Annotated in this window: 28 protein-coding genes and 1 pseudogene; 10 read left to right on the forward strand and 19 right to left on the reverse strand. The window is 58.4% G+C overall.

Translation table 11 applies throughout. The features are described 5' to 3' along the window. The coding region (locus tag RIFP1SYM_RS02780; RefSeq protein WP_039959640.1) for an OsmC family protein at positions 1–404 on the reverse strand (404 nt) is incomplete at its 3' end. Positions 405–646: 242 nt separating this feature from the next. On the opposite strand from RIFP1SYM_RS02780, the gene crp reads away from it, so the two are divergent. Beyond that, on the forward strand, positions 647–1300 hold the full coding sequence (gene crp, locus RIFP1SYM_RS02785) for a cAMP-activated global transcriptional regulator CRP (RefSeq protein ID WP_005959123.1): 654 nt from the start codon (positions 647–649) through the stop codon (positions 1298–1300). A 79-nt stretch (positions 1301–1379) separates the two neighbouring features. Here crp and trpC read toward each other — a convergent pair whose 3' ends face one another. The 4 genes and pseudogenes from trpC to trpD form a co-directional block, all read right to left on the reverse strand. After that, positions 1380–2177 carry an indole-3-glycerol phosphate synthase TrpC gene (gene trpC / locus RIFP1SYM_RS02790; protein ID WP_240991614.1) on the reverse strand — a complete coding sequence of 266 codons (798 nt, stop codon included), beginning with the start codon at positions 2175–2177 and terminating at the stop codon, positions 1380–1382. 75 nt (positions 2178–2252) lie between these two features. Further along, positions 2253–2684 carry a hypothetical protein gene (locus RIFP1SYM_RS02795; protein WP_039959635.1) on the reverse strand — a complete coding sequence of 144 codons (432 nt, stop codon included), beginning with the start codon at positions 2682–2684 and terminating at the stop codon, positions 2253–2255. Positions 2685–2814: 130 nt separating this feature from the next. Beyond that, positions 2815–3114: a GIY-YIG nuclease family protein gene (locus RIFP1SYM_RS02800; RefSeq protein WP_005959126.1), complete on the reverse strand. Its 300-nt coding sequence runs from the start codon at positions 3112–3114 to the stop codon at positions 2815–2817. Further along, a pseudogene (trpD, locus tag RIFP1SYM_RS02805) lies at positions 3111–4134 on the reverse strand (anthranilate phosphoribosyltransferase). Before trpD ends, RIFP1SYM_RS02800 begins: the two are co-directional and overlap by 4 nt. A gap of 193 nt (positions 4135–4327) precedes the next feature. Here trpD and RIFP1SYM_RS02810 point away from each other — a divergent pair. Both RIFP1SYM_RS02810 and RIFP1SYM_RS18555 read left to right on the forward strand, forming a co-directional pair. After that, entirely contained in the window at positions 4328–4846 is a 519-nt protein-coding gene (locus RIFP1SYM_RS02810; RefSeq protein ID WP_005959128.1) for a PAS domain-containing protein, read from the forward strand. Then, a complete protein-coding gene (locus RIFP1SYM_RS18555) occupies positions 4821–6311 on the forward strand; it encodes a methyl-accepting chemotaxis protein (RefSeq protein ID WP_005959129.1) in 1491 nt (496 codons plus the stop codon). The genes RIFP1SYM_RS02810 and RIFP1SYM_RS18555 overlap by 26 nt, the downstream gene beginning before the upstream one ends. A 20-nt stretch (positions 6312–6331) precedes the next feature. Here RIFP1SYM_RS18555 and RIFP1SYM_RS02820 read toward each other — a convergent pair whose 3' ends face one another. The 5 genes from RIFP1SYM_RS02820 to rpe form a co-directional block, all read right to left on the reverse strand. Further along, a complete protein-coding gene (locus RIFP1SYM_RS02820; protein WP_005959130.1) occupies positions 6332–6568 on the reverse strand; it encodes a DUF1418 family protein in 237 nt (78 codons plus the stop codon). A 38-nt stretch (positions 6569–6606) separates the two neighbouring features. Continuing rightward, complete coding sequence (locus tag RIFP1SYM_RS02825; protein ID WP_005959131.1) at positions 6607–7185, reverse strand: anthranilate synthase component II; 579 nt, start codon at positions 7183–7185, stop codon at positions 6607–6609. A 2-nt stretch (positions 7186–7187) separates the two neighbouring features. Continuing rightward, complete coding sequence (trpE, locus tag RIFP1SYM_RS02830) at positions 7188–8693, reverse strand: anthranilate synthase component I (RefSeq protein WP_006474347.1); 1506 nt, start codon at positions 8691–8693, stop codon at positions 7188–7190. A gap of 162 nt (positions 8694–8855) precedes the next feature. Further along, on the reverse strand, positions 8856–9536 hold the full coding sequence (locus RIFP1SYM_RS02835; RefSeq protein WP_005959133.1) for a phosphoglycolate phosphatase: 681 nt from the start codon (positions 9534–9536) through the stop codon (positions 8856–8858). 149 nt (positions 9537–9685) lie between these two features. Then, positions 9686–10378 (reverse strand): ribulose-phosphate 3-epimerase, encoded by a 693-nt coding sequence (gene rpe, locus RIFP1SYM_RS02840; protein ID WP_005959134.1) that lies wholly within the window; start codon positions 10376–10378, stop codon positions 9686–9688. 204 nt (positions 10379–10582) lie between these two features. Between rpe and RIFP1SYM_RS02845 the strand changes: the two genes are divergently transcribed. After that, a complete protein-coding gene (locus RIFP1SYM_RS02845; RefSeq protein WP_005959135.1) occupies positions 10583–11398 on the forward strand; it encodes an alpha/beta fold hydrolase in 816 nt (271 codons plus the stop codon). 1 nt (position 11399) lies between these two features. Here the strand turns inward: RIFP1SYM_RS02845 and RIFP1SYM_RS02850 are convergent, their stop codons facing one another. The 4 genes from RIFP1SYM_RS02850 to RIFP1SYM_RS02865 all read right to left on the reverse strand — a co-directional run bounded on the left by RIFP1SYM_RS02850 (position 11400) and on the right by RIFP1SYM_RS02865 (position 13894). Then, positions 11400–11972: a transglycosylase SLT domain-containing protein gene (locus RIFP1SYM_RS02850; RefSeq protein WP_005959136.1), complete on the reverse strand. Its 573-nt coding sequence runs from the start codon at positions 11970–11972 to the stop codon at positions 11400–11402. A gap of 2 nt (positions 11973–11974) precedes the next feature. After that, a complete protein-coding gene (locus RIFP1SYM_RS02855; RefSeq protein ID WP_232432879.1) occupies positions 11975–12205 on the reverse strand; it encodes a DUF350 domain-containing protein in 231 nt (76 codons plus the stop codon). 132 nt (positions 12206–12337) lie between these two features. Continuing rightward, a complete protein-coding gene (gene djlA, locus RIFP1SYM_RS02860; protein ID WP_005959138.1) occupies positions 12338–13141 on the reverse strand; it encodes a co-chaperone DjlA in 804 nt (267 codons plus the stop codon). Positions 13142–13228: 87 nt separating this feature from the next. Beyond that, positions 13229–13894 (reverse strand): energy-coupling factor ABC transporter permease, encoded by a 666-nt coding sequence (locus RIFP1SYM_RS02865; RefSeq protein ID WP_005959139.1) that lies wholly within the window; start codon positions 13892–13894, stop codon positions 13229–13231. Positions 13895–14017: 123 nt separating this feature from the next. On the opposite strand from RIFP1SYM_RS02865, the gene RIFP1SYM_RS02870 reads away from it, so the two are divergent. The 4 genes from RIFP1SYM_RS02870 to RIFP1SYM_RS02885 all read left to right on the forward strand — a co-directional run bounded on the left by RIFP1SYM_RS02870 (position 14018) and on the right by RIFP1SYM_RS02885 (position 16296). After that, a complete protein-coding gene (locus RIFP1SYM_RS02870) occupies positions 14018–15058 on the forward strand; it encodes an NADP(H)-dependent aldo-keto reductase (RefSeq protein ID WP_005959140.1) in 1041 nt (346 codons plus the stop codon). 12 nt (positions 15059–15070) lie between these two features. After that, positions 15071–15529, forward strand: a complete 459-nt coding sequence (locus tag RIFP1SYM_RS02875; RefSeq protein ID WP_005959141.1) for an RDD family protein — start codon at positions 15071–15073, stop codon at positions 15527–15529. Between the two features lie 93 nt (positions 15530–15622). Beyond that, entirely contained in the window at positions 15623–15916 is a 294-nt protein-coding gene (locus RIFP1SYM_RS02880; RefSeq protein WP_005959142.1) for a DUF6763 family protein, read from the forward strand. A 155-nt stretch (positions 15917–16071) separates the two neighbouring features. Continuing rightward, positions 16072–16296: a hypothetical protein gene (locus tag RIFP1SYM_RS02885; protein WP_005959143.1), complete on the forward strand. Its 225-nt coding sequence runs from the start codon at positions 16072–16074 to the stop codon at positions 16294–16296. An 89-nt stretch (positions 16297–16385) separates the two neighbouring features. Here the strand turns inward: RIFP1SYM_RS02885 and RIFP1SYM_RS16825 are convergent, their stop codons facing one another. The 5 genes from RIFP1SYM_RS16825 to RIFP1SYM_RS02910 form a co-directional block, all read right to left on the reverse strand. Then, entirely contained in the window at positions 16386–16727 is a 342-nt protein-coding gene (locus RIFP1SYM_RS16825; RefSeq protein WP_081417691.1) for a Rieske (2Fe-2S) protein, read from the reverse strand. After that, a complete protein-coding gene (locus tag RIFP1SYM_RS02890; RefSeq protein ID WP_005959145.1) occupies positions 16720–17604 on the reverse strand; it encodes a PfkB family carbohydrate kinase in 885 nt (294 codons plus the stop codon). The genes RIFP1SYM_RS16825 and RIFP1SYM_RS02890 overlap by 8 nt, the downstream gene beginning before the upstream one ends. A 72-nt stretch (positions 17605–17676) precedes the next feature. Next, the gene (locus tag RIFP1SYM_RS02895; RefSeq protein WP_139042042.1) at positions 17677–18933 is read right to left on the reverse strand and encodes a coiled-coil domain-containing protein; all 1257 of its coding nucleotides are present in this window, start codon (positions 18931–18933) and stop codon (positions 17677–17679) included. Positions 18934–18938: 5 nt separating this feature from the next. Next, positions 18939–19661, reverse strand: coding sequence for a coiled-coil domain-containing protein (locus RIFP1SYM_RS02900; protein ID WP_005959147.1), 723 nt, complete (start codon positions 19659–19661; stop codon positions 18939–18941). Between the two features lie 394 nt (positions 19662–20055). After that, positions 20056–22308, reverse strand: a complete 2253-nt coding sequence (locus tag RIFP1SYM_RS02910; protein WP_005959148.1) for a cyclic nucleotide-binding domain-containing protein — start codon at positions 22306–22308, stop codon at positions 20056–20058. A 232-nt stretch (positions 22309–22540) separates the two neighbouring features. Between RIFP1SYM_RS02910 and RIFP1SYM_RS02915 the strand changes: the two genes are divergently transcribed. Together RIFP1SYM_RS02915 and RIFP1SYM_RS02920 are read left to right on the forward strand one after the other, a co-directional pair. Beyond that, positions 22541–24067, forward strand: coding sequence for a gamma-glutamyltransferase family protein (locus tag RIFP1SYM_RS02915; protein WP_039959638.1), 1527 nt, complete (start codon positions 22541–22543; stop codon positions 24065–24067). A 199-nt stretch (positions 24068–24266) separates the two neighbouring features. After that, positions 24267–24677 carry an HU family DNA-binding protein gene (locus tag RIFP1SYM_RS02920; protein WP_039959639.1) on the forward strand — a complete coding sequence of 137 codons (411 nt, stop codon included), beginning with the start codon at positions 24267–24269 and terminating at the stop codon, positions 24675–24677. Positions 24678–24695: the final 18 nt, after the last annotated feature.

Raw genomic sequence — 24695 nt, forward strand, 5'->3', positions numbered from 1 at the left:
ATCTCATAGTCATGGGTCACCTCCGCCACCTTGCCGAGCATGATCGAGGCGGAGCAGTACTTCTCGGCGCTCAGGGAGATGGCGCGGGCCACATGCTTTTCACTCAGATTCTTGCCGCTGACGATAAAGTGAGCGTGGATCCGAGTGAAGATCTTTGGCTCACTCTCGGCCCGTTCTGCCTCCAACTCAACCACACAACCGGTCACCTGCTGGCGCGACTTCTTCAGCATCGACAACACATCAAACTCGGTGCAGCCACCCATGCCGAGCAGCAGCATCTCCATCGGCCGTATCCCCAGGTTGCGCCCGCCAAACGCCTCCGGACCGTCCATTATCACCGCATGCCCGCTGCCGGACTCACCCATCATCGCGGCATCTTCCACCCACTTCACCCGTGCCTTCATCACAACTCCAAACTGATTGATCAGGAAACCCACAAAAACCCCGCCACAGCCGCACAATAAGGTCGACGAAGCTAAGTTTTATTTATATGCTGTTCAATTGTTTAGGATGAACAGCCACCACTATCAGCAACCCGACACTACGACGGCTTCATCGACAGTGTTGAATGGGTTGCTAGAATTGGAACGTTGAGAGCTAAATTATCCCAAACAGCTCATCGGGCCATTCAACGAGAAACCGACTTATGACAATAATCAAGCCGCCACCCCAAGAGCCAGAGTATCTTCAGCGATTCCTCTCGTTTTGTCACCGGCGCCGCTATCCAAAGAATACCGAGATCATCCATATCGGTGATCCCTCCGATGTACTCTACTACCTCACCGAAGGTTCAGTCGCAGTCTACATCGAGGATGATGATGGTCGCGAGATCATCCTCACCTACCTCAATAAAGGGGAGTTCATCGGCGAGATGGGGCTCTTCGTCCCTCAGCCAAAACGCAGCGTGATGGTCCGCACCCGCACCCCCTGCCAGATCGCAGAGATCAGTTACAAACGCCTTGAACAGCTGTTTGATACCGAACTGCGTGAATACATGAAGGACACCCTCTATGCGATGGGCGCGCAGCTCTCGCAGCGCCTGGAGCAGACCAGCACAAAGGTCGGCCACTTGGCGTTTTTCGACGTCACCGGCCGCATCGCCCGCACCCTGCTTGACCTCTGCAAAGAACCCGATGCCATGACCCACCCGGATGGCATGCAGATCCGCATCACCCGCCAGGAGATTGGCCGCATCGTTGGCTGCTCACGCGAAATGGCTGGGCGTGTACTGAAGAACCTGGAAGCCCAGGGGCTGATCTACGTCAAGGGCAAGACCATCGTAGTGTTCGGCACGCGCTGAGTCCCGTCCCACAGACCCCGCTCCAGGAGGAGAGCCGGCAGGCACTCCCCCTGGAGCCCGGCAGCCCTCTCACCCCCGCCTAGTCAAACAGCTCCGCAAGTTTCGCTCCCGGGTCATCTGCGCGCATAAATGCCTCGCCGACCAGGAAGGCATGCACCCCGTTAGCGCGCATCAACGCCACATCTTCTGCGCTATGGATGCCGCTCTCAGTTACCAGGATGCGGTCGCCGGGGATCTGCTCCAACATCCGCAGGGTGGTCTCCAGACTCACCTCAAAGGTCCGCAAATTGCGGTTGTTGATGCCGATCAGCCGATTCTCCACCTGCAGCGCCCGCTGCAGCTCCACCTCGTCGTGCACCTCGATCAGCACATCCATGCCGATCTGATGCGCCAGATCGTTCAATTCCCGCAGCCGCTGGTCATCCAGGCAGGCGGCGATCAGCAGGATGCAATCGGCGTTGATCGCGCGCGCCTCATAGACCTGGTAGGGGGCAATGATGAAATCCTTGCGGATCACCGGCAGGTTACAAGCGCCACGCGCCTGTTTCAGGTAGTCATCAGCGCCCTGGAAGAAATCGATATCGGTGAGCACCGAAAGGCAGGCGGCTCCCCCGCTCGCATAGCTTTGCGCAATCTGCGCCGGTCTGAAATCGGCCCGCAGTAGCCCCTTGCTGGGCGAGGCCTTCTTTATCTCGGCGATCACCCCCTCGCCACCGGCATCGATCCTGGCCTGGATGGCGGCGGCGAAGCCTCGCGGGGCATCTGCCTCATCCAGCGATTTGATCAGCTGCTGCAGCGACAGCTGTTCGCTCCGCGCACTGATCTCTTCCAACTTGCGGCGGATAATCTTTTTCAGGATATCGGGGGTGTCACTCATACCAGCCAACGCTCGGGGATGCCTCTAAAGGACGCAAAGCATATCACAGGCGATACAATCAACGGCGCTCTCCAGCTAGCCCATACCGCTGAAGGAGCTGAGGCAGACTGCATCTTCACAGCCAACGCGCACAATCGGGCTGCCCTGCAGCCCCGACTCCAGACCCGCTAGCCACTCTGCCACAAACGCCTCCAGCTGACTGCGCAGATCTGGGGTGATTTTGGTTCGGTTGAGGGTGCAGTGCAGACGCACTCCGGAGAGACGCTGATCGGCGGTAATCGTCCACTGGGTGGCGTTGGGGCAACCGGGCAAAGAGAAGCGCACCCCGCTCTGGATCACCTCCCGGCGGACACGAAATCGCCCCCAGGGCAGCAGCAGTTCACCGCGCTCGCCCCGACCCGACGCGGCCTCAATTGCGGCACACCAGCTCATCAGGTTCTCGATGCGCACCCGATGTTGGATCAGCTGTGGATTGGCCCGACAGACCGTCTTGGCAAAAAACTCCATCACTCTCCTCCGATAGTTATCTGGCAGCAGCAAGCTACCCTCTTTTTATCGATTGAGAATGCCACTCGAGCCGTGAGATAAAAATAGGGGTTTACCCTTCGACCCAGGCCAACGCAGGCCCGTCCACGACTTAGTCTGAAATAGCAGCCGCGATCAGGCGTTGCTTCTGCGCCCGGCTCAGCTGCTTGATGCGATACTCCTCCCGCAGCGCCGCGGCACGATCCGCACAGGCCTGCTGATAGACTAGCGCCACCGGGCGCCGCACCCGAGTATATCTGGCGCCCAGGCGATTGTCCTGATTGTGCTCCGTCAGGCGCCTCGCTAGATCGGTGGTGATCCCTGTATAGAGGGTGTCATCGGCACAGCACAGGATGTATACAACCCAATCCCCCGCCTGAACGGTCCGCGCAGGCACAGCATCGCCCGTCAATCGAAGCTCTGGCTGAGCACCACCAGGCGGTCGAGCCGATTGCGCGCCTCGCCGCTGGCGATCGCCTGATCGGCCTTCTGCACCCCATCCGTCAGGCTCTCGGCAAGCCCGGCACAGTAGATCGCGGCACCGGCGTTGAGCATCACGATATCCCGAGCCGGGCCAGCGCGATCCTCCAGCACACCGCGGATGATGTCGAGACTGTGGGCCGCATCATCCGCCTTGATGCTGTCGATGGCGGTGCGTTTGATGCTGAAATCTTCCGGCTGGATCGAATAACGGCGGATCTGACCATCCCTCAGCTCGGCCACGTCGGTGGCCTCGCCAATACTGATTTCATCAAGGCCGTCGCGAGAGTGGACTACCATCACATGCTGGCTACCAAGCCGCTGCAGCACCTCGGCCAGGGGCTCCAGCAGCTCCTCACTGAAAACACCGAGCAGCTGGTTGGGCACGCCGGCAGGGTTGGTGAGGGGGCCGAGCACATTGAAGATGGTGCGCACCCCCATTTCCTTGCGCGGGCCGATGGCGTATTTCATGGCACTGTGATGACCGGGCGCAAACATGAAGCCAACACCCACCTCGCGCACGCACTGCTCAACCTGTTGTGGCATCAGATCGAGCCGGATGCCAGCAGCCTCCAACGCATCGGCACTACCCGATTTGGAGGAGACTGAACGATTGCCGTGCTTCGCCACATGGCAACCGGCGGCGGCGGCGACGAACATGCTGGCGGTGGAGACGTTGAAGGTGCCGGAGGCGTCACCGCCGGTGCCGACGATATCGACAGTGTTTTCCAGATCGCCGATGGCGACACCACTGGCCAACTCGCGCATTACCGAGGCCGCGGCAGCGATCTCGGTTACCGTCTCGCCCTTCATGCGCAGACCGATAAGAAAACCGCCGATCTGTGCCGGAAGTCGCCCCTCCGGTCATGATGGTGCGCATCACCCCGGTCATCTCGTCGGCGCTCAGCTCCTGACGGCCCAGGACTTTATTGATGGCCTGCCGCATCTCCATTGAAACTCTCCCCTTTCGTTTATCTTGGAATAACGCAAAGATCGCAAAGAAGTGCGAAGGACGCAAAGATATCTCATACACAGGGTTCGGCTCCGAACCAGTAAACCCGCTCATCGCCCCCAGGAATTAATTAACTTTTCCGCCCTCCCTGCCGAAAGTAGGAGGTGGGGAGAGGTGCCGGGGGACTCATTGAATGAAAAACAAGATCCAACCCATCAACAAAGAACGAAAGCTCAAGGAAGAGGACTTTATCGTCTCCAAGACCGACCCAAGCGGCCGCATAACCTACACCAACCGTATTTTTATGCAGATTGCAGGCTACAGCGAAGCGGAATTGCTGGGCCAGCAACAGAACATCATACGTCACCCGGATATGCCAAGGGCCATCTTTCAACTGCTGTGGGATACGCTCAAACAAGGCCGGGAGTTCATCGGCTACGTCAAAAACATGAGTAGGGATGGCAGCTTCTACTGGGTCTTCGCCAACATCACCCCGACATTGAATCCCTCCGGCAAGTTAGTCGGTTACTATTCGGTAAGACGCCGGCCAAAGGAGGAGTCGGTACGGCTGATCGAACCGATCTACGCAGAGATGCTGGCGGTAGAGCAGCGGGCGGGGGCCAGACAGGCAATCCAGGCATCGACCCAGCTGCTACAGGCAAAACTGACCGACTACGGGAGCGATTATGAGCACTTCGTTCTTGAGATTTAGGGCAGCAACCCTTAGCCGACTCATGCTGGGGGTGCTGGTGGTTTTGGTCATCATCGGCCTGATCCGTCACGGCCTGCAGGCGGAACTCATCGCTGGCTTGATACTAGCCCTGGTGCTGGGAGTTCTGAGCTGGCGCACGGAGCGCGAAGACCAGGAATTAATCGCCAAGATCAAGGCCATGGGCCAGGCGATCATCAAAGGCGACCTGCAGTACCGGATCACCCAGATCCCCGAGAAACATAATCTGGCGGAGACCGCCTGGAACCTGAATGAGGGACGCGATCAGGAGGAGGCTTTTTTCAAAGAGACCAGCACCACCTTTGAGCTGGGCCTCAAGGAGCAGTTCCATCGCAAGTGTTTCCCGGCAGGGCTGCACGGCTCCTACCAGAAAGCCATGGAGCGCATCAACGCCTCAGTCGATGCCATGGCGGAGAATAGGCGCCACCGGGAGGTTGATGTCTTCTTCGGCAAACTCAGCGCATCCAAGACCGATTCACTGCTCAGCAATCTGCAGCTGACCCAGGCAGACCTCGGCGAAATGGCGGAGCACATGGGCACGGTTGAGGATATCTCCCGGCAGGCTGCCAATACCGCGCTGGCCGGTCGTGAATCGATCAGTGAGGTAACCGGCCAACTACGCAGTTTGGTGGAGATGATCGGCGAGATCCAGAGCTCTTCTTCCACCCTCAACGAACACAGTATCGAAGTCATTCAGGCACTCTCTCTGATCACCCAGATAGCCGACCAGACCAATCTGCTGGCGCTGAATGCCGCCATCGAGGCGGCCCGCGCCGGCGAACATGGCCGAGGATTTGCAGTGGTGGCCGATGAGGTCAAGAAGTTGGCGGAGAGCACCAAACAAGCGGCAGGCAGCATCGAGCAGATTATTCACGGCTTCTCCACGGCCACCCAGACCATGTCTGACAATGCAGCCACCATTGCAGAGATGGCCGACCACTCCCAGGAGATGGTTGCCGACTTTGAGACTGGCTTCAATCAGGTGGCTGACGGCGCCCAGGCCAGCTATGAGACCATCGCCTATGCTCAGGGGGTCAGCAACGCCTCACTGATTAAGCTCGACCACATGATCTATCTGCAGAATGCCTATCGCGCCTATGAGATGGGGGAGGGCAGCCCTGAGTGGCAGGCAACCAAGGTGGACCATCACCAGTGCCGCTTTGGTCAATGGTACGAATCGGCACAGGGGTTTAATGTATTCAGGCACCTTCCCTCCTATGAAAGACTCCAGATACCCCATGAGCAGGTGCACAACAGCGTGCATCAGGTGGTGGCCCTGCTGAACAGGGATTGGAAAAACGATGAAGCCGTACGCGAAGAGATCCTGGACCGGTTCAATGTGGTTGAGGCCTCGAGTTCAGTATTGATCGCAGCGATGTCTGAACTGATGGACGAAAAACGACGCCTTGAAACAAACCGCAACGATAGCGATATTAAGCTGGCCTAAACACACCTATATCTCTGCGCTCAAGCGGAACGTCGCAACTCCAGCGCCGTCCGCACAATGTAAATGAGCGGAGGCAACATCATCAATCCCCCAACGACCACCATGACGATGTCATAGTTCTCGAAGCGCATCGACTCTGGTACGAGACTGGTATTGGCCAGCCAGTCAGCCAGCCCTACACCCATCAGAATCGCACCCAGCATATCGAGAAGCAGCAGCTGCGGCGGCAACTTAATCTGCCTTTCTTGATGTTCCATCTCAACGACTCCCTGTTGTTGGTTATTCCAAACCTATCCTATTTTCCGTCGATAAAGTTGCTCAGCATGTCATGGCCGTGGCGAGTCAGGATCGACTCGGGATGGAACTGCACCCCCTGCACGTCGAGTTCCTTATGGCGCACCCCCATGATCTCATCCATCTCGCCGTCACGTTCGGTCCAGGCGGTGATCTCCAGACAGTCTGGCAGACTCGCCTTCTCGATCACCAGCGAATGATAGCGAGTCGCCTCGAAGGGATTCTCCAAACCGCTGAAGACGCCTCTGTCGGCATGGTGAATAGGCGAGGTCTTGCCATGCATCACTTCACGGGCGTGCACGATCTTTCCGCCGAAGGCCTGGCCGATCGACTGGTGACCAAGACAGACACCGAGCAGCGGGATGCGCCCGGCGAAGGCCTTGATCGCCGCCACCGAGATACCAGCCTCGCTGGGGGTGCAGGGGCCTGGGGAGATCACCAAGTGATTCGGCTGCAGCGCCTCGATATCGTCGATGGTGATCTCGTCATTGCGCTTCACCACCACTTCCGCGCCCAGCTCGCCAAAATACTGCACCAGGTTATAGGTGAAGGAGTCGTAATTATCGATCATCAACAACATAATTACGCCTCCTCTTCAGACGGATCACAGGCGTGGCGGTCGATACCGGCCTCCGCCAGGGCCACGGCACGGAAGATGGCCCTCCCCTTGTTCATGGTCTCTTTCCACTCCAGGGCGGGGATGGAGTCGGCTACCACCCCAGCGCCGGCCTGAATGTGTAATGTTTGATCTTTGATCACCGCAGTGCGGATGGCGATGGCGGTATCCATGTTGCCGTTCCAGGAGAGGTAACCCACCGCGCCCGAATAGACACCCCGTTTCACCGGTTCCAGTTCGTCGATGATCTCCATCGCCCGGATCTTCGGCGCCCCACTGACCGTGCCGGCGGGGAAGGTGGCGCGCAGCACATCCATCGCACTCATGCCCTCTTTCAGCTCACCGGTGACGTTAGAGACGATGTGCATAACGTGGGAGTAGCGTTCGATGATGAACTCGTCGGTGAGCCGCACGCTACCCACCTTGGCGACACGACCAGCGTCATTGCGCCCCAGGTCGATCAGCATCAGGTGCTCAGCACGCTCCTTGGGGTCGGCCAGCAGCTCTGCCTCCAGCGCCCGGTCCTCCTTCTCGGTGTAACCGCGACGGCGGGTGCCGGCGATGGGACGCACCGTCACCACGCCATCCTCCAGGCGGGTCAGAATCTCCGGTGAGGAGCCGACGATATGAAACTCACCCAGATTGAGAAAGTACATATAGGGCGAGGGATTGAGTCCGCGCAGGGCACGGTAGAGATCGAGCGGCGGTGCCTGAAACGGGATCGAGAGGCGCTGCGAGATCACCACCTGCATGCAGTCGCCTTCCAGGATGTACTCTTTGATCCGGTCCACCGCCTGCATGAAGCCCTCCTCGGAGAAGCCGGAGACAAAGTCCGACTCATTCACCTGACGGGCGGTTTTGCAGCCCCCCCGGGGTGCGCCGCGCTTCATCGACTGGATCAGCTCGCGGATCCGCGCCTCGGCTCCATCCAGGGTGCCGCCGGCGCTAGGGTCCACATGCACGATGACAAACATGCGCCCGCTGAGATTGTCGAATACCACCAGTTCGTCGGAGACCATCAGCAGGATGTCCGGGGTACCCATCAGGTCCGGGTTGGGACAGTTCGCCAGCTTGGGTTCGATATAGCGGACGATGTCGTAACCGAAATAACCCACCAGGCCGCCGTTGAAGCGGGGCAGCCCTTCCGGTTCGGCCGCTTTGTAGCGCTCCTGAAAGGCCTCGATCCAGGCTAGCGGATCCGTCGCCTCGTCGGCCTCCACGACCTCACCGTCGGTCACCACCTCGACGCTATGATCATTGACCCGGACATGGGTACGACAGGGCAAACCGATGATCGAGTAGCGGCCCCACTTCTCACCGCCGTGGACCGACTCAAAGAGATAGGAGTAGGGCCCGTCTGCCAGCTTGAGATAGACACTCAGGGGAGTATCGAGGTCGGCTAGCACCTCGCAGGCGACAGGGATGCGGTTAAAACCCTGGTCCACCAGGGCATCGAATTCTTGGGGGGTCATGATCCTCTCCACACAACAGACAGACAAACAACGGACGTTTCGGTCGAAATCACCAACGCCATCGTGTGCCGGTCTTCAGGCTCTTTTTGTGGAGAAGGAAGTACATACTCTTGTTCTGACTATGGAATGACTCTCAAAGATAATCGAAAAGGATGGCGCGACTCAAGCTGCAGCCTCCAGCAAACCCTTGACCTCTGCCATCGAGTCAACCACTGCATCCGGATCGTAGTTACGGATATCCTCGCCGTGATTATAGCCATAGCTCATGCAAATAATCTGGAACCCGGCGGCCCGAGCCGCCTTCACATCACTCTTGGAGTCGCCGATCATCATTGCCTCGGCAGGATCGATCCCGAAGTATTTTGCGCCATGCAGCAGCGGCATCGGGTCAGGCTTCTTCTTCGGCAGGGTATCACCGGAGATGATGATCTCGAAATCATCGTGAATGCCCAGATCCTTCAGTAGCGGCAGAGTGAACTGGGCCGCCTTGTTAGTAACACAGCCCAGCTTGTAGCCCTTCGCCTTGAGGTAGTCCAGCCCCTCTCGCACCCCCGGATAGAGCGCCGAACGCTTGGAGGTATTCTCCGCGTAGAGCGCCAGGAAGATCGGATAGGCTTTCTCGAACGCCTCATCCGATGGCTCGCCATCGAGCTGACCGATCAGCGCCCGGCGCACCAGACGTTCGACACCGTTGCCCACCCAGTCGCGCACCCGATCCTCACCCCAAACCGGATAACCCAGCTGCCGCATCATCTCATCGACACACCAGGCCAGGTCGGGAACGCTGTCCACCAAGGTACCGTCCACGTCGATAAGGACCATCTTGGGCTGCTTGAGACTCATAATCTGCTACCTGCTTGGTGACTCAAAAGGAGCAAGGATACAGAAGGGAGGAGAAAAGTTTGCGCACCCTGCCTGTGGAAATCAGAGAAGCTCCTGCCAGACAACAAAAAACGGGGCCAACCAGGCCCCGTTTTCAGCGTCACGTCGGATCAGACTTTGCCCAATTCAGCCATCATCTTGCCGACGATGGTGTTGTAGCGGTTGGCATCGCCCTCTTCGGGAAAACCAAAGATACCGGAGCCGGCGACGAAGGTGTCAGCACCAGCGGCCTTGATCTCAGCGATGTTGTCGACCTTGACTCCGCCGTCTATCTCCAGGCGGATATCCAGACCGGAGTCGTCAATCAGCTTGCGGCAGGCGCGCAGCTTGTCCAGGGTGGCAGGGATGAAGCTCTGGCCGCCGAAGCCCGGGTTGACCGACATCAGCAGGATCATGTCGACCTTGTCGAGTACATAATCCAGGTGCGACAGCGGGGTGGCGGGGTTGAAGACCAGGCCGGACTTGCAGCCTTCGTTGCGGATCAGCTGCAGGGAGCGGTCGATGTGCTCAGAGGCCTCCGGATGGAAGGTGATGTAGGTGGCGCCGGCCTTGGCGAAATCGGGGATGATGCGATCCACCGGCTTGACCATCATGTGCACGTCGATATCGGCGGTGACGCCGTGCTTGCGCAACGCCTCGCAGACCAGCGGACCGATGGTCAGGTTGGGCACGTAATGGTTGTCCATCACGTCGAAGTGGACGATCTCGGCGCCGGAGGCGAGGACGTTATCCACCTCCTCACCCAGCTTGGCGAAGTCCGCCGAAAGGATGGACGGTGCGATCTGATCAGCTTGACGGGCCATGCTTTACTCCCCTTTCAAATTTGATTCACCAGCGCCATGACGACCCTGGAAGCTGGTTGGAAACCGGCGGCCCCAACCCTCGATATAAGTTGACGGGGCACTTTACCCCAAAGCAGGAGAATTTTCAGCCTCCCCACCGGTCAGCATGCAGCAGACGCCGCAACGGCATGACGACGGCGTGATTCTGGTCTAAATTCCTCTACCATGGAGCCGTACAGAAGCATCAACCGATACGCCATCAGCCTACTATTCTGTCTGCTGCCCGGCCTACTCAGCGCCGCCGATCTGACCCGGGAGGGGCGCATTGCCGAGCAGATCTTCGATGCCATTCTGGAGGGCCAGCCGATCTGGCTGAAGGCGGAGGGTAGGCGTTTTCTCGCCATCCACACCCTGAGTCCCGCCAAACAGGTGCAGGGCGGCGTGATCCTGCTGCACGGTATGGGCGCCAACCCTGACTGGGATCAGGTGATCCATCCGCTGCGCACGGCGCTGCCTAAACACGGCTGGGAGACCCTTTCGATCCAGCTGCCGGTGGCCGCCCCTGGCGCAACGCAGGCGGAGTGGCTGCGGCTGATCCCCGAGGCGTTCCCGCGCATCCGCAGTGCCGCGAAATTCTTCAGCGAACAGAATAACCACAATCTGGTGCTGATTGGCCACAGTCTCGGGGCACGCATGGGGCTGGAGTTTCTCGCCGAGGATGCCCCACCCGAGGCGATCCGTGCATTTGTCGCAATCGGCCTNCCGACGCCGCAGGAACGGGAGGAGAATCCGGTATACGAGGCGCTGCGTAAGCTCAAGCTGCCGATGCTCGATCTCTACGGCAGTCGCGATCTAGCCAGTGTCACCGACACTGCCAGGCTACGCCGCATTGTCGCCAAGCGAGCAGAGTTACAGGCCTATCGGCAAGACCGCATCGAGGGTGCCGACCACTTCTTCAGCAATCTCGAGCAGACGCTGATCAACCGCACCCGCGCCTGGATCCGCAGGCATTCTGCCGGTGAGGAGCGGCAACTAAAATAAGCTACTCCTCCGGCTCCATCAGATCTTTGATACGGCTGACATAGTGGCGTGTCTCCCGCGGCGTAAAAGGCGCCACCTGCTCCCACTGTTTGATATCGCCATGCCTCGACTTCGCTCGCTTGAAGGCCTTTGAGACCTTGCCATAGCCTGCATTGTAGCTGGCCAGGGCAAACGGCAGCCGCTGCTCGGTGGGCAGCGCCCCCTTCTTCCAGCGGCGATAGAGCATGCGATCGTAGAAGATGCCCGCCGCGATATTCCAGCGCGGCTCGTCGATCTGGGTGAAGTGGGGGTTCTTCTTCTTGATCTCCTCGTAGGTGCTGGGCAGGATCTGCATGATCCCCTTGGCACCGACCCGACTCAGCGCATCCGCTTTGAGGCCGGACTCGGCAATTCCCTGCGCCTTGAACCAGCGCCAGTCCACATGGGGGCCGAAGTAGTGCTTGGTATATTTGCGGAAATAGCGGTCGTACTGTTTGGTCCAGCGCTCATGGCTGACATGCTTCGCCACCCCGGCCAGCGCCAGTCCGGGGATGATCACCAACAGCACGAACAACCTGAGGGTTCGTGCGGACATGGTTAATTCAACCCAAGCCCTATCACCAAACCCAGTGCAGTACCAATGCCGACAAAGATACCCATGATCATGATGCCGACCGCAATGTTGCCCTTTTGCAACTCGTCCGGAATGCTGAAGTTGACGATGTGGCTGAAGACCTTGCAACCAAACCACATGAAAAAGATCGTCAGGGCGCCACCAAAAATGGCATAGACGAAGTTGAGCAGAATCGGATCAAGACTATCGGTCATGCTTTCCCCCAGCACGTTTTTATTGGATTTGCGGCAAGCCAGATGTGCACTGGGCTTCTTTTGTCCCTAGGCACAGAGTCTTAAGCATAGGCATCCGGCAGCGCTGGCTCAAGTTTTGCTCAAATTTCGACCCTAGCGCATCCCTCGCGACGCCTTGACCTGCTCATAGGCCTTGCGGATCTCATCGGTCTTCTGCGCCGCCATCTTCATCATCTCCTCCGGCAGGCCTTTGGCCACCAGTTTGTCCGGGTGATGCTGGCTCATCAGACGGCGGTAGGCCCGCTTCACCTCCTTATCCGAAGCTGCCTGCGCAACCCCAAGGATCGCATAAGCATCCTCCAGCGAGACCCCCGTTGCACGCGGTGCCTGCCCCGCTCCAGCATAGTGGCGCTCCGCCCGCACCATCTGCTCCAAGCGGCGAAAGGTGAACTCAGGGATACTGAGGCGCTCACAGATGTGCAGCAGCAGCGTCTCTTCAGCCGGGTCCATCTGGCCGTCTGCGTAGGCGGCCTGCAGCTGGATCTCGACGAACATCTGGATCAGGGTCTGACGCCGGTGGCACTCAACGCGAAACTGCTCCAGCACCTCGTCCAGGGGAAAGCCGGTTGACTTGCCTTCGTTGAAGAGACGCACCGCCGTCTTGCGCATCTCCGGCGAGAGCGACATCTGATCCATGATCGCCTCTGCTAACCGGATCTCATCGGGTGAGACACGTCCATCCGCCTTGGCCAACCGCCCCATCACCGAGAAGGTGGTGGTAAAGAAGGCCATCTGGGTGCGCTCCTGGTCGCCCGGATCCCACTCGCCAGCATCCTCCGGCAACCCCTCCAGACCTTTGTCGAACTTGTGTCCCAGAGCGGCACCCAGCACCGCCCCCAGCGGTCCGCCCAACATGAATCCAAAGGCCCCGCCGACCAACTTACCCCACCAACTCAATTGCGCATCCTCACATCACAGGGATTGAACCAGAACTGCAGCCATTCTAGGGCTAAAATTGGCAAACGCCTATCTCGTAGCTGAAGATCACTTGCCTTTCAGATACTGCTCATCGCTGAAGGAGTAGACCCAGGCGGGACAGAAAGAGACCAAGATGGTCACGATCCAACCATTCACCAGGGCCTCCGGAAAAAACATCAGTGGGAAGAAAGGCATGATGGTCACCTGCAGTTTGGCATAGGCATAGACGCCAGCCGTCACCAGCAACCAGACCGCCAGATAACCGCTGATATAGGCCACCAGCCAGGCAGTCAAAAAACCGCTACCAAGCACGTAGATAAAGAAGTTTTTGGGTAGCCAGGAGCGCACCAGCACCAGCAGCACCTGGGTCAGGGTGATCGGCAGCAGGCCGGTTGTGAGACCGCTCAGAAGGAGACCCTGCCAGCCATAGCCAACATTCCAGCTGACGACCAGCAGCACGACGCTTGCCGCGAGCAGGGCGAACGACCAACCAAACATCAGGGTGACAGTGGTAACGCCCAGCAGATGAAAGGTCACCCCCGGCAGAACCTGACCGCGCATATGCCAGAGCGCAATCAGCGCCACGATGGCACCGAGAAACACATGCAGTTGCGATGGCGCGAACAAGCGCCGCCAGGGGGCCATGCGCAGCGCGGCAAGCAACGCCATGCCATAGAACGCCCCCAACCACCACAACATCTCTGCGGGAAACAGCGCCCCATCAAGCTCCATATCACCCCCCGTGGCGACAACCTGTCATCATAGCTGCCAAGACCTCTGACTTTAGACCAGAAATACAGCCAGCAGCGGCAGCTTCACCTATAATCTGCTGCGGTCCGCAGCAGGAGCACCTCTATGGAATACAGACAACTGGGACGCACTGGGATTCACGTCAGCGCGCTCTGCCTCGGCACCATGACCTTTGGCGAGCAGAACAGTGAAGCTGAAGCCCACGCACAGCTCGATCGCGCGCTCACGGCTGGCATCAACCTGATCGATACCGCCGAGATGTACCCAGTTCCGCCCCGCCCCGAGACTCAGGGGCGAACTGAGAGCTACATCGGCAGCTGGCTTGCTAAGCGAGGACAGCGCGACCGGGTGATCCTCGCCAGCAAAGTCGCCGGCCCAGCAGACTGGCTCCCCTACCTGCGTAATGGCGCGCCACGTCTCAACCAGCACCATATCGAAGCCGCGCTCGACGCCAGTTTGCGCCGTCTACAGACTGATTACATTGACATTTATCAGCTTCACTGGCCTGAGCGCAGCACTAACTATTTTGGTCAACTCGGCTATCAACACCAACCAGACGACCACAGCATCCCCATCGAAGAGACACTCGGCGTGCTCGATAAGCTGGTCCAGGCGGGCAAGATCCGCCATATCGGCGTCTCCAACGAGACCCCTTGGGGCCTGATGCGCTATCTGCAACTGGCAGAGACAAACGACCTACCCCGGACGGTGAGCATTCAGAACCCCTACAATCTGCTCAACCGCAGCTTCGAGGTGGGGCTGGCAGAGATCGCCCAGCGCGAGGCCTGCGGTCTGCTCGCCTATTCTCCGCTCGCGTTTGGTGTGCTTTCCGGCAAATATCTCGATGGCGTCCGCCCAACTGGTGCACGCCTCACTCTATTTGAGCGCTTCACCCGCTACTCTAACCCCGAGGCGGAACACGCCACCCAGGCCTATGTGGCGCTGGCCAGGGAACACGCTGTCGATCCAGCACAGATGGCGCTAGCCTGGGTCACCTCCCGCCCCTTTGTCACCTCCAACATTATTGGCGCTACCACCCTGCAGCAGCTCGAAATCGATCTGGCGAGTCTGCAGCTGAAGCTCAGCCCCGAGCTGGAAGCCGGCATCGAGGCGATCCATACCAGACAGCCCAACCCCAGCCCCTGACGAGAAACATCAATGCAACACGAAACGCCCTCCACGACATCCGAATCTCTGGTGATCGAATATATCGGCTTCTGGAAACGCACCGCGGCATCGATCATCGACTCGATTCTGATCACGCTAGTCACCGCACCGATCCTGATACAGATCTACGGTGTCGACTATTTCCACTCTGCACACCCCAGCCACGACCACTGGGAGCTACTGCTCAACTATCTCTTTCCAGCCATTGCAGTCCTGGTATTCTGGCACTTCCGCTCCGCCACCCCCGGTAAAATGCTGTTCAACGCCCACGTCGTTGATGCCAAAAGCTTCGGCAAACCCTCCACCGGGCAGCTCATCGGGCGATACCTGGGTTACTACCTGTCAATACTTGGGCTCGGCCTGGGTTTTTTCTGGATCATGTGGGACAAACGCAAACAGGGATGGCACGACAAGCTCGCCGGCACCCTAGTGATCAGGGAATATGAGTAATCAAAGCAGCAGGAATAACTGATCTTCGACAATGGCCGGGCGGTTTCCAGGTGTCATAATCAAATCACAACCCATGGTGACTGGAGAGCTGCAATGAACACCACCATGATCAAAATTGGCGACTGGTTCAGAACCAACGAAATGGAAAACCTCGAGGTGGTTGCGTTCGACCCGGAAGAAGGGCTGGTCGAGGTCCAGTTTTACGATGGCACGGTCGAAGAGTACGACCTGGAAGCTTGGGAAGCCCTGGACGCCAAGCAGATTGCACCACCCGAAGACTGGTCCGGCTCATACGATCTCAGCCGCGACGATTATGGCGTCGACCTGGACAAGCCGGCGGGTAACAATCATATAAACCCCTTGGATCATCTGGATGAACAGGACTAGCCGCTGTGATATGAAGGGTCTATGCATTGTTTTGTGAAGTCACTCACCCCAGCAGGACCATCACTCATGGTATTGGTTAACAGAACTAAAGAACTGGCACCAAACGCCGCTAATTTGGGTGAAGGCAGAATCCAGACCCCCTCAGGAGGTGCAAGATGAAAACTGTATTCGATATGTCCACCGGCCAGGTGGTCGAAAGGTATTCAGCCAAAGATGAATGCAGCCTGCACCGCACGACAGCGAATGAGCTCATCGCGCCTTCTGCAGCGCTGCTCCAACTGGGGCTTCAGGAGATCATCGCCGAACAACACGAAGAGAAGCGCATCCCGCCTGAGCTGGTCTTAGCGGACCTAAACGCTTTCCTTGACGAAATGAGCTGAGGCGGCGCGCTTCCCTTCACCCTCCACGACCGGGCTAAGTGCCCGGTTTTTTCATTCTTGGCCAGCTGAACATCCGGTAAGCGCTGACATCAATCCAGCGCCACCCAAACCTCATCCGCCTCAACCCACGCCTGTAGCGGCTGCAGTGACGCTCCTCCACAGGGTCCACGCACACAGTAACCATCCTCCAAACGGAACAGGGCTCCATGAGTCGCACACTGGACAAAACCGCCACTCAGATCGAGAAACTGATCGGGAAGCCATTCCAGATTGACGCCGGTGTGGGGACAACGATTGAGATAGGCGAATACGGACGCACCACACCGCACCAGAAACAACTCGACCTGCCGGCCATTCCGATCGACTGAAAAGCCCCGACTTCCTGGATCCTGTAGCATATCGAGGGGGCAAAGCTTGCGTGGCTCAGCCATGGCTATCGAGCACCCCGCGCAGGCCATCGAATCCAACCCGCCCGCACTTCTCTCCCGCTAAGCGCAGCGCCTGCTGCAGCACAGATTCAGCCGACAGGCCCCGCATCTGGCCATCAATGACCGCAGCATTGAAAACATCTCCTGCACCCAGGGTATCCACCACCCGAGGCGGGTGATGGGCGGGCGAGTGCAGTATCTTGCCCGCTGCTAGCTGCATGTAGCCACCGCCACTACCCCAGGCACAGAAGAAAGTGGCCTTAGCATTGAGCGGGCGCATCTCGGCAAACAACGCTTCTGCCCCGACATAACCGCTGACCCTGGCAAAGGCACGCGAGAATATCAGAAGATCAGGCAAACCCAGCAGTCGATCCATACCCTCACGCGGCTTCTCGATCTCCAGCGAGCAGGGAAGAGCTGGATTCGACCGCTTGAGTCGTCTCATCATCTGTTCCACCTCGGCACAGTTACGCCCCTCGAAGTGAACCCAGTTGTAGCCATCCAGATCGATCCCGGCAAAGTCTGCGGCGGAAAATTCCTCGAGATCCCGGTAATGCACGATTGTGCGGCTGCCAGTTACAGCAGAGAGCGTGACATAGGAGGTCGGCACCTTGCCGCCGCTCTGCCGGGTGATGTGAGAACAGTCGACAGCGTAGCGCGCCAGATCCTCCAGGATGTGGCGACTATCCGGCTCGTCGGCGATGCTGCCAGCCCAGTCGCAACGGTGACCAAGCTGACTCAACACCACCAGCATATTGGCAGCATTACCACCACGGGCGATGCGCTGCGACAAGGCCCGCATCTCGTCGTCCTCATTTGGATAGTGGTCGACCGTGTTGATGATATCGAGGGTTGCCACCCCCACCCCAAGCACCCGCACGCAGCGTTCCTCTTTTGACTAACGTATCGCCCTGCCCAATCTGACTGGCTAAGAAGCCTCTGAACAAATCATTCAGTCTGATTTTTTACCGAACAGACGCCCAAATGAGATTTTTCGGCGACTCGTTTCACTCTTCTCCACCGAGTCATCCTTGCCACCACCGAACTGTTCGGCCATATCCACTTCGATAGTGCTGGGTGCCTGAGAGAATGCATCAGTACTGACATCAATAGAATCCATCTCGATGCTCTCTATACCGCTGTGCTTTTGCAGTAACTCGCAACGATGCTTGAGACGATCCACCTCCTTGTCCCGATCCTCAACCGCATCCTCCAGTTTGCGACACTGCCGCTGGGAGATACGCAGCGACTGTTCACGCTCACGCAGTGCCTTCTGCAGCGAATCAACATCCTGCAAGGCCCCCTGCAGCGCAGCTACATCATTGACGTCACGTCCACCGCTCGTCGCAACCTCATCGAGCTTTCGGCGCATGGTCTCCAGATCTTCAGTCGCCCGCTCCCTCACCATGATAAGCTCACTGCGCAACGCATCCAGCGCATCGCCCTCACCCATTGCCTGCACGCTTTCAATCTGTGAGACATAGGTCTCCATCACCGAACGAAGCTCCTCGACCTGGCTTTTATAACGTTGCGCTTTCTTGTACGCCTCGTCCCTTTCTACTCGGTGTTTTTCAACCTTTTTGCGGGCTTCTGCCAGCTGATCCAGCACCTCTTCAGCCAACATGGAGTCGCCCACCTGCTCACGATAGATGTTGATCTGGTCGTGCAGCTTGTCATTCTCATCCATCAGATCGCCGAGATGATCGCGCAGCTCTTCCAGCTGGGAGCTAATGCCGTCATGCTCCTGCTTAAGCAGATCGCGCTCTTTGGAGATAGCGTCGAGGTCCTCTTCCAACATCTCCACTGCGGCCTCCTGCACCTGCCGTTCGCGCAACAGAAAATCGGCCTTTTGTGCCTTTTCCTCCGCCGCTCTGCGACGCGCTTCCTCCTTCTCCAGCGAGGTACGCAGCGCATGCACCTCCTCTTCATTGTCTCCATCCAGCTGACTCTCCATCTCCAATTGGACTTCACGCAGACCGTCAATAGTGCGGTTCAGATCTTCGATCTCACTCCGTGCTTCCAACAAGACCTCAAGTTGCCCCTGATCACCTGAACTATCGGTTTCACCATCAATCCGACTCTGGGATTCCACCTCCAGCAAGGTTGACTCGAGCTCCTCAATCCTCAGCTGGCTCGCCGCCATATCCTGAGTGTGCTGTTCCCGCTCTGCGTCAAGCTCACGTTGCGTGCTAGCCAGCTGACCTTGCAACTGCCTCAGATCCTGCTCAAGATCAGCCAAACGTGACTGGTACGCTCGGCGTGTTCCTGCTGCTCACGCTTCGCATCCTGCAGGGAGACATCGGCACCCGACTTCTGTGCCTCGACCTGAGTCAGGCTTTGGCTCAGCTCGGATACGTGCTGCTTTTTCCGGTCCAGCTCAGATTCAAGCTCCAAATTCCGTTCATCCGCCTCACGCAGGCGCAACTCGGCCTGCGCCACTTGCTCCCGGGCGCGGGCTTTCTCGGTCTGCGCTGCCTCCAAGGCCTCCTGCAGCTCTGAAATCCGTGCCTCAAACTCACCTTCTGCCTGCTTTTCATTATCCATCAGACGTCGCAACTCCATCTCCGCCTTGTCAGCCCTGGCGGCTGCATCTTCTAGTCCACTCTGGAGCGAAGCAAGCTTGGTTTTATCCTGCTCTGCTCTCTCCTCTAGCGCCGACTGTGACGCCTCATGCTGACGAGCCTGGGCGTTTGCCTCAGCGATCGCTTCCGACAGATCACGAATCTTTGCCTCAGCCTGCGCCAGCGATTCCCGCAACTCTGCAATCAATGCCTCATCACGCTGGAGACGCTGTTGCCCGGCGTCTCGAGTCTCGGCGATCTCTTGCTGCAGCTGTTGCAGTTGCTGTTTGCTCTCAGCAACTGCTTCCTGAAGCGTTTCAGCCCTTTGTTCAGCTGCCTGCAGTTGCTGCTGCGCAACCGCTTTTTCATCCGCCATCTGCTCCAGTGCAGTTTGTAGCTGAATACTCTCTGCTTCAAATTTCTCTGCAGCAGACCGCTCCCGTAGCGCGTCTTGTGCTTTTTCACTGGCCTGAGCGACAGGCGCTCCTGTTCGGCTTCAGCCTCCTCCAAGCTCTGCCGCCAGGCCTGTTCGGCGGCAGCCATCTCCAGCTGCTGGGATCTTAACTGCGCCTCAAGTTCCTGCTTGGCGGCTTGCAGTCTATCGGTCTCTCTCTGTAGCTCCTCAAGTTGCTCTTCAGAGGCATTCAGCATCACGTCCTGCTGTTTGATCTGACTGGAGAGCTCATCCCGCTCACGTCGCTGCGCCTGCAACTCCCGCCCGATATTAAACAGCTCGGTCTGTTGATTGGTGGCGATGCGCTTCGACTCATTCAGCTCTTCACGCACGAACTGATCGCTGCCTTATGCTCGGCCTCTGCCTCGCGCCTCTGGGTCGCGGCGGTTTTCAGCTCATCTTCAAGCGCTCTCTTAGCATCGTCAAACTCGCGCAAAGCAGTTGCCAACTCTGCACTCTTCTGCCGCTCAAGAGTAAACTGCGACTCCAGTTCAGCATATTTCTGTTGCAGTGTCTGGCGTGCCTCCGCCTCACCCCGGAACTGGCGATCCAGTGCAGCGCGCTCTTCACCAACCTTGCCCGCCTCCACCTGCAGGCGGGCAATCTCATCTTCACGCGCCTTGAGCGTTTCACGACTCCGCTCCAGCTCAGCTTCAAGCTCGGTCCGTTCGTGGGCCGCCTTTTCAGCCTGTCTGGCGGCCTCTCCCTTGACGATTTCAAGCTGATTCTGCAGCGCTCCAAGCGTTACCTGGCGCGCATCCTCCTGCTCGTCGTTGGCCTGCCGCACCGCCTCCAGCTCACGTTCCTTTTCGGCATTTTTTCTGGCAAGACGCTCACGCGCATCCTCCAGCTGCTTCCGTTCTGCTTCAAGCGACTTGTTCTGCCGTTCTGCCTCAGCCAACGCCAGAGTCTGCTCTTCAGCCTTCTGCTCTGCAGCCGCCAACTGCTGCTGCAGAGCCTGAAACTGTTTCTCGAACCCCGACCGCGACTGTCCACTCTCTGCACGCTCCTTGCGCAGGCGATCGAGCTCTTCGAGGGCCTCATCTCTCGACTGTTCGGTCAGCCGCAAATCGTCATAGATTGCGGCAATCTTCTGATGCAGCGCCTCAGTGTGCCTTTTCAGCGCGAGCTCCCATCCCTCCCCTTCGCGCTTCTCCTGCAACTCTTTATGCGCCTGCGCCAACTGCTGCTTGATCTCGTTGACCTCCACAAGCAACCCGTCACGCATGGCTGCCGCCTTTTTCTCCTCTGCAGCCAGCCGATGGCGCGCAGCCGCCACAGTCTGCCGGAGAAGCTTGATCTCCGTGGCGCGGCGGCTCTCCATCTCCGTGTATTCGTTCCTCAGATCCTCCAGCTCTATTTCGAGATCATCCGCTCGCTGACTGAGCGCTGCAATCGAGGCCACCTCGGATTCCGCATCCACGCTTTCACTGTCGCCGGAAACCTCTTGGATGCGCTCTTCCCGATTGAAATCGATGACATTGCCGCCCTCTTCTTCAAGCGCAGATTTTGATGTCAGGCCAGCAAGCTCGGCCACCTCGTCCCATTGCTGGCTGAGGGCATAGACTTCAAAACTGCGCTCCATCAGAAGATAGGCTGCGCTCGCCGCCTGACCCGGTTGATCGGAGCAGGTGATATAAATCCGATCGCTGGCGAGGGATGAGGCCTGAAAACGCAATGAAAAATAGGGCAGGTTGATCGCTCCCGGAAGATGCTTCTCCTCATAGACCTCCGGGGTACGCAGATCGAGCCAGAGCGCCCCCTCGTCGATATAGGCCTGCGCCTGCTTGTACTTTACACTTTTCGTTAGCGGCCGTTTGACCAGGTCAACAAAATCCTCCTTGCTGAGCCGCATCAACACGCCATCGGTGACCATGGCGACACTGCTACCGCGGGGGCTGTCTGAAATCAGCGCCTCTTCGCCGAAACTTGCACCATCCTTGAGACGCGCCAGCTCGACCTCAGGGCCTCCCGCTTCATTCCGGCGCGTGACACTGCAGACACCCTGGCTGATCAAATAGAAGTAGTCCCCCTCATCTCCCTGGCGAATGATCACCTGACCCGCAGCAACATTGACCGGCTCCATGCGCATCATCACGCTCTGCAGGTTGGCAGGCGGGATCTGCTGAAACACCGGAGACTGCAGCAGCAGCGTCATCCAGTCGCTAGTGTGGCGTTCCTCGACATCCGCTACCTCGTAGGTAGCGTTATGACTCTTCGCCAACAGCTCGCTGAGCATGCGGCTGTCGATGCGGACGAAGCTCACTGTGCTCTTGGCACGCACCGAGTTCTTGCGCGGCAACTGATGGGCGAGCGCAAAACGCGCTGTCTGGGTGCCGCTGGCCACCGTATCGACCTCACGCTTGCCTGATAGCAGCGCGACTGTACCGGAGAGCAGATAGACGTTTTGGTGGTCGGTATCGCCCTCACGGAATAAATATTCGCCCTTGACCGCCTTCTCTACCACAATCCGGCTCAACAGCTCACCGAGCTGTTCGTCCGAAAGGGTATTGAGAGGCACCAGGTTTTTCAGTAGGGCATCATCGTTTTGACTGTCAGGAACCGGCATTCAGCTCGCCTCTGGGAAACTGTAGATCTATCAGAATAGACCCTCTCTATATCTCTCAATCTAGCGGCATATCAGAAAAAAACTGAATCCATCCAAAGTTTCTTGTCCACCCCCAGCGTCTATGATTTGCTGTGCATATTACCCTTCCTGGGTCTGCCGATTTTTGCACAGCACCACGTTTCAAGGGGCAATAGATCCCAAAAATGCCGCAATAGTGAATAGATGCACACAAATGGGAGCTGTCGCTGCAGGCCACTCCACCACGGCCGAGGCCGCTCGGCTCATCCTCCAGGAGGGTGGCAACGCCTTTGATGCAGCGATTTCAGCAATGCTGACAGCCTGCGTCGCCGAACCCATTCTAGCATCGCTCGGCGGCGGCGGATTCCTCACCGCACATCCTGTCGGCGCTGACCCGCTCGTCTACGATTTTTTTGTCCAGACCCCGCACCGCAAACGAGACGCATCAGAGATCGATCTCTACCCGATCGTTGCGGATTTTGGCGATGCTAACCAAAGCTTTCATATCGGTATGGGCTCGATCGCCACCCCCGGTTTTGTCGGGGGGGTGTTTGCGATCCATCGGGAGCTGGCCAGCCTACCACTGCAGCGACTCTTTGAGCCGGCAATCGAGCTGGCCCGCAGCGGCGTCCCACTCAATCCGTTTCAACACCTTATCGCACAGATTGTTGCCCCAATCCTTCGTTCCACCGATACTGCTTCGCGACTCTGGCACGCCAGCGAGGAGGCGGGTGCTCTGCCTGAAGTGGGTGCGCTGCACCACAACCCGCAGCTGGCCGATCTGCTGGAAGCGCTGCAACGCGAGGGTGAGGCGCTTTTCTACCGTGGTGAACCGGCACAGCTGCTGGTGCGCGCCTGCCGGGAGAGCGGCGGACACCTCCTGGCTGAAGACCTCGAGCAGTTCGAGGTGATACGACGCTCACCACTGCGCTGCCACTACCAAGGCGCGCAGATCCTGACCAATCCGCTCCCCTCGCTGGGCGGAAGCCTGATCCATTTCACCCTGCAGTTGCTTGAACCCTGCACACTGGGGCGTTTTCCTGCGGCCTCTGCTGAGCCGCTCCGCTTTCTGGCGCGTAGCATGCGGCAGACCCAGCTGATGCGCCAGCATCCTGAAGCCGGCAACGATCTGTCACACGCCGCCAGCCTGCTACAGGCGTTTCAGAATCGAGTGGCCGAGGGCGGCATCTCCAGCCGCGGCACCACCCAGATCAGTATCGCTGACCGGGACGGAAACCTCGCCAGCCTCACTCTCTCCAACGGTGAGGGCAGCGGCTACATCATCCCCAACACCGGCGTCATGTTGAACAATATGCTAGGTGAAGAGGATCTCAACCCACTCGGCTTCAACCAGTGGCCCGAGAACCAGCGTATCGCTTCGATGATGGCCCCCACCCTGCTGATGCTGGCAGATGGCCGCCGCATTGTCACTGGCTCCGGCGGCTCAAACCGCATCCGCAGTGCGATCCTACAGGTTATCAGCAACCTGATCGATTTCGAGATGCCCCTCGCGGAGGCGGTGGCGGCTCCCCGCGTCCACCTCGAGGGGGGTCTACTGAGCATCGAACCCGGCCTGCCAGCCGAAACGATAAGCGCGCTCGAGGAGGAGTTCCCGCAACAAGAGCTGTGGAAGCAGAAGAGCCTGTTTTTTGGCGGCACGCACAGCGTTGCGCTCAGCAGCAGCGGCGAGGTCAGCGGTGCCGGCGATGAACGTCGTGGCGGTGTGTGGCTCTCGGCCTGAACCTTGCCTCACCCCATTCGCCAACTTTCACAACAAGTTACCGACCAATCGCCATTTTTCTCCACCCAATTCCTACACCACATATAACATTCAGCTATATTCAGGCGAAGACGGGCCCCTCCCCTGCCACCACCCGTCATAACGCCAGGCAATCATCAACACGCCTGCCCCGCTCACCACCACTATTTTGGAGTCGCAGATGGCTGTAAAGAAAAAAACCGCCAAGAAGAGCGCAAAAAAGAGCATCAAAAAACGGGTCGCGAAAAAGAAGGTCGTTGCCGCACCACGCCAGAAGTCGATCACCGCGAAACAGACCAAGACCCAAATCATCGCGATGATCGCCGAGGATACCGACCTCACCCGCAAACAGGTGGCGGCGGTATTCGGTTCGCTAAGTTCACTGATTACCCGGCATATGCAGCGTCGAGGATCCGGCGAATTCACCATTCCCGATACCGGCGTCAAGATCCGCCGTGTACGCAAGCCCCGCACCAAGGCACGCATGGGGCGAAATCCCGCCACCGGTGAAGCGATCAAGATTGCCGCCAAACCCGCTTGCACAGTGGTCAAGGTCAGCGCCCTCAAGGCCCTCAAAGACCGCGTCGACTGACAACAGCTGCAGCAGGCC

Source organism: endosymbiont of Riftia pachyptila (vent Ph05) (assembly GCF_000224455.1).
Lineage (GTDB): Bacteria > Pseudomonadota > Gammaproteobacteria > Chromatiales > Chromatiaceae > Endoriftia > Endoriftia persephonae.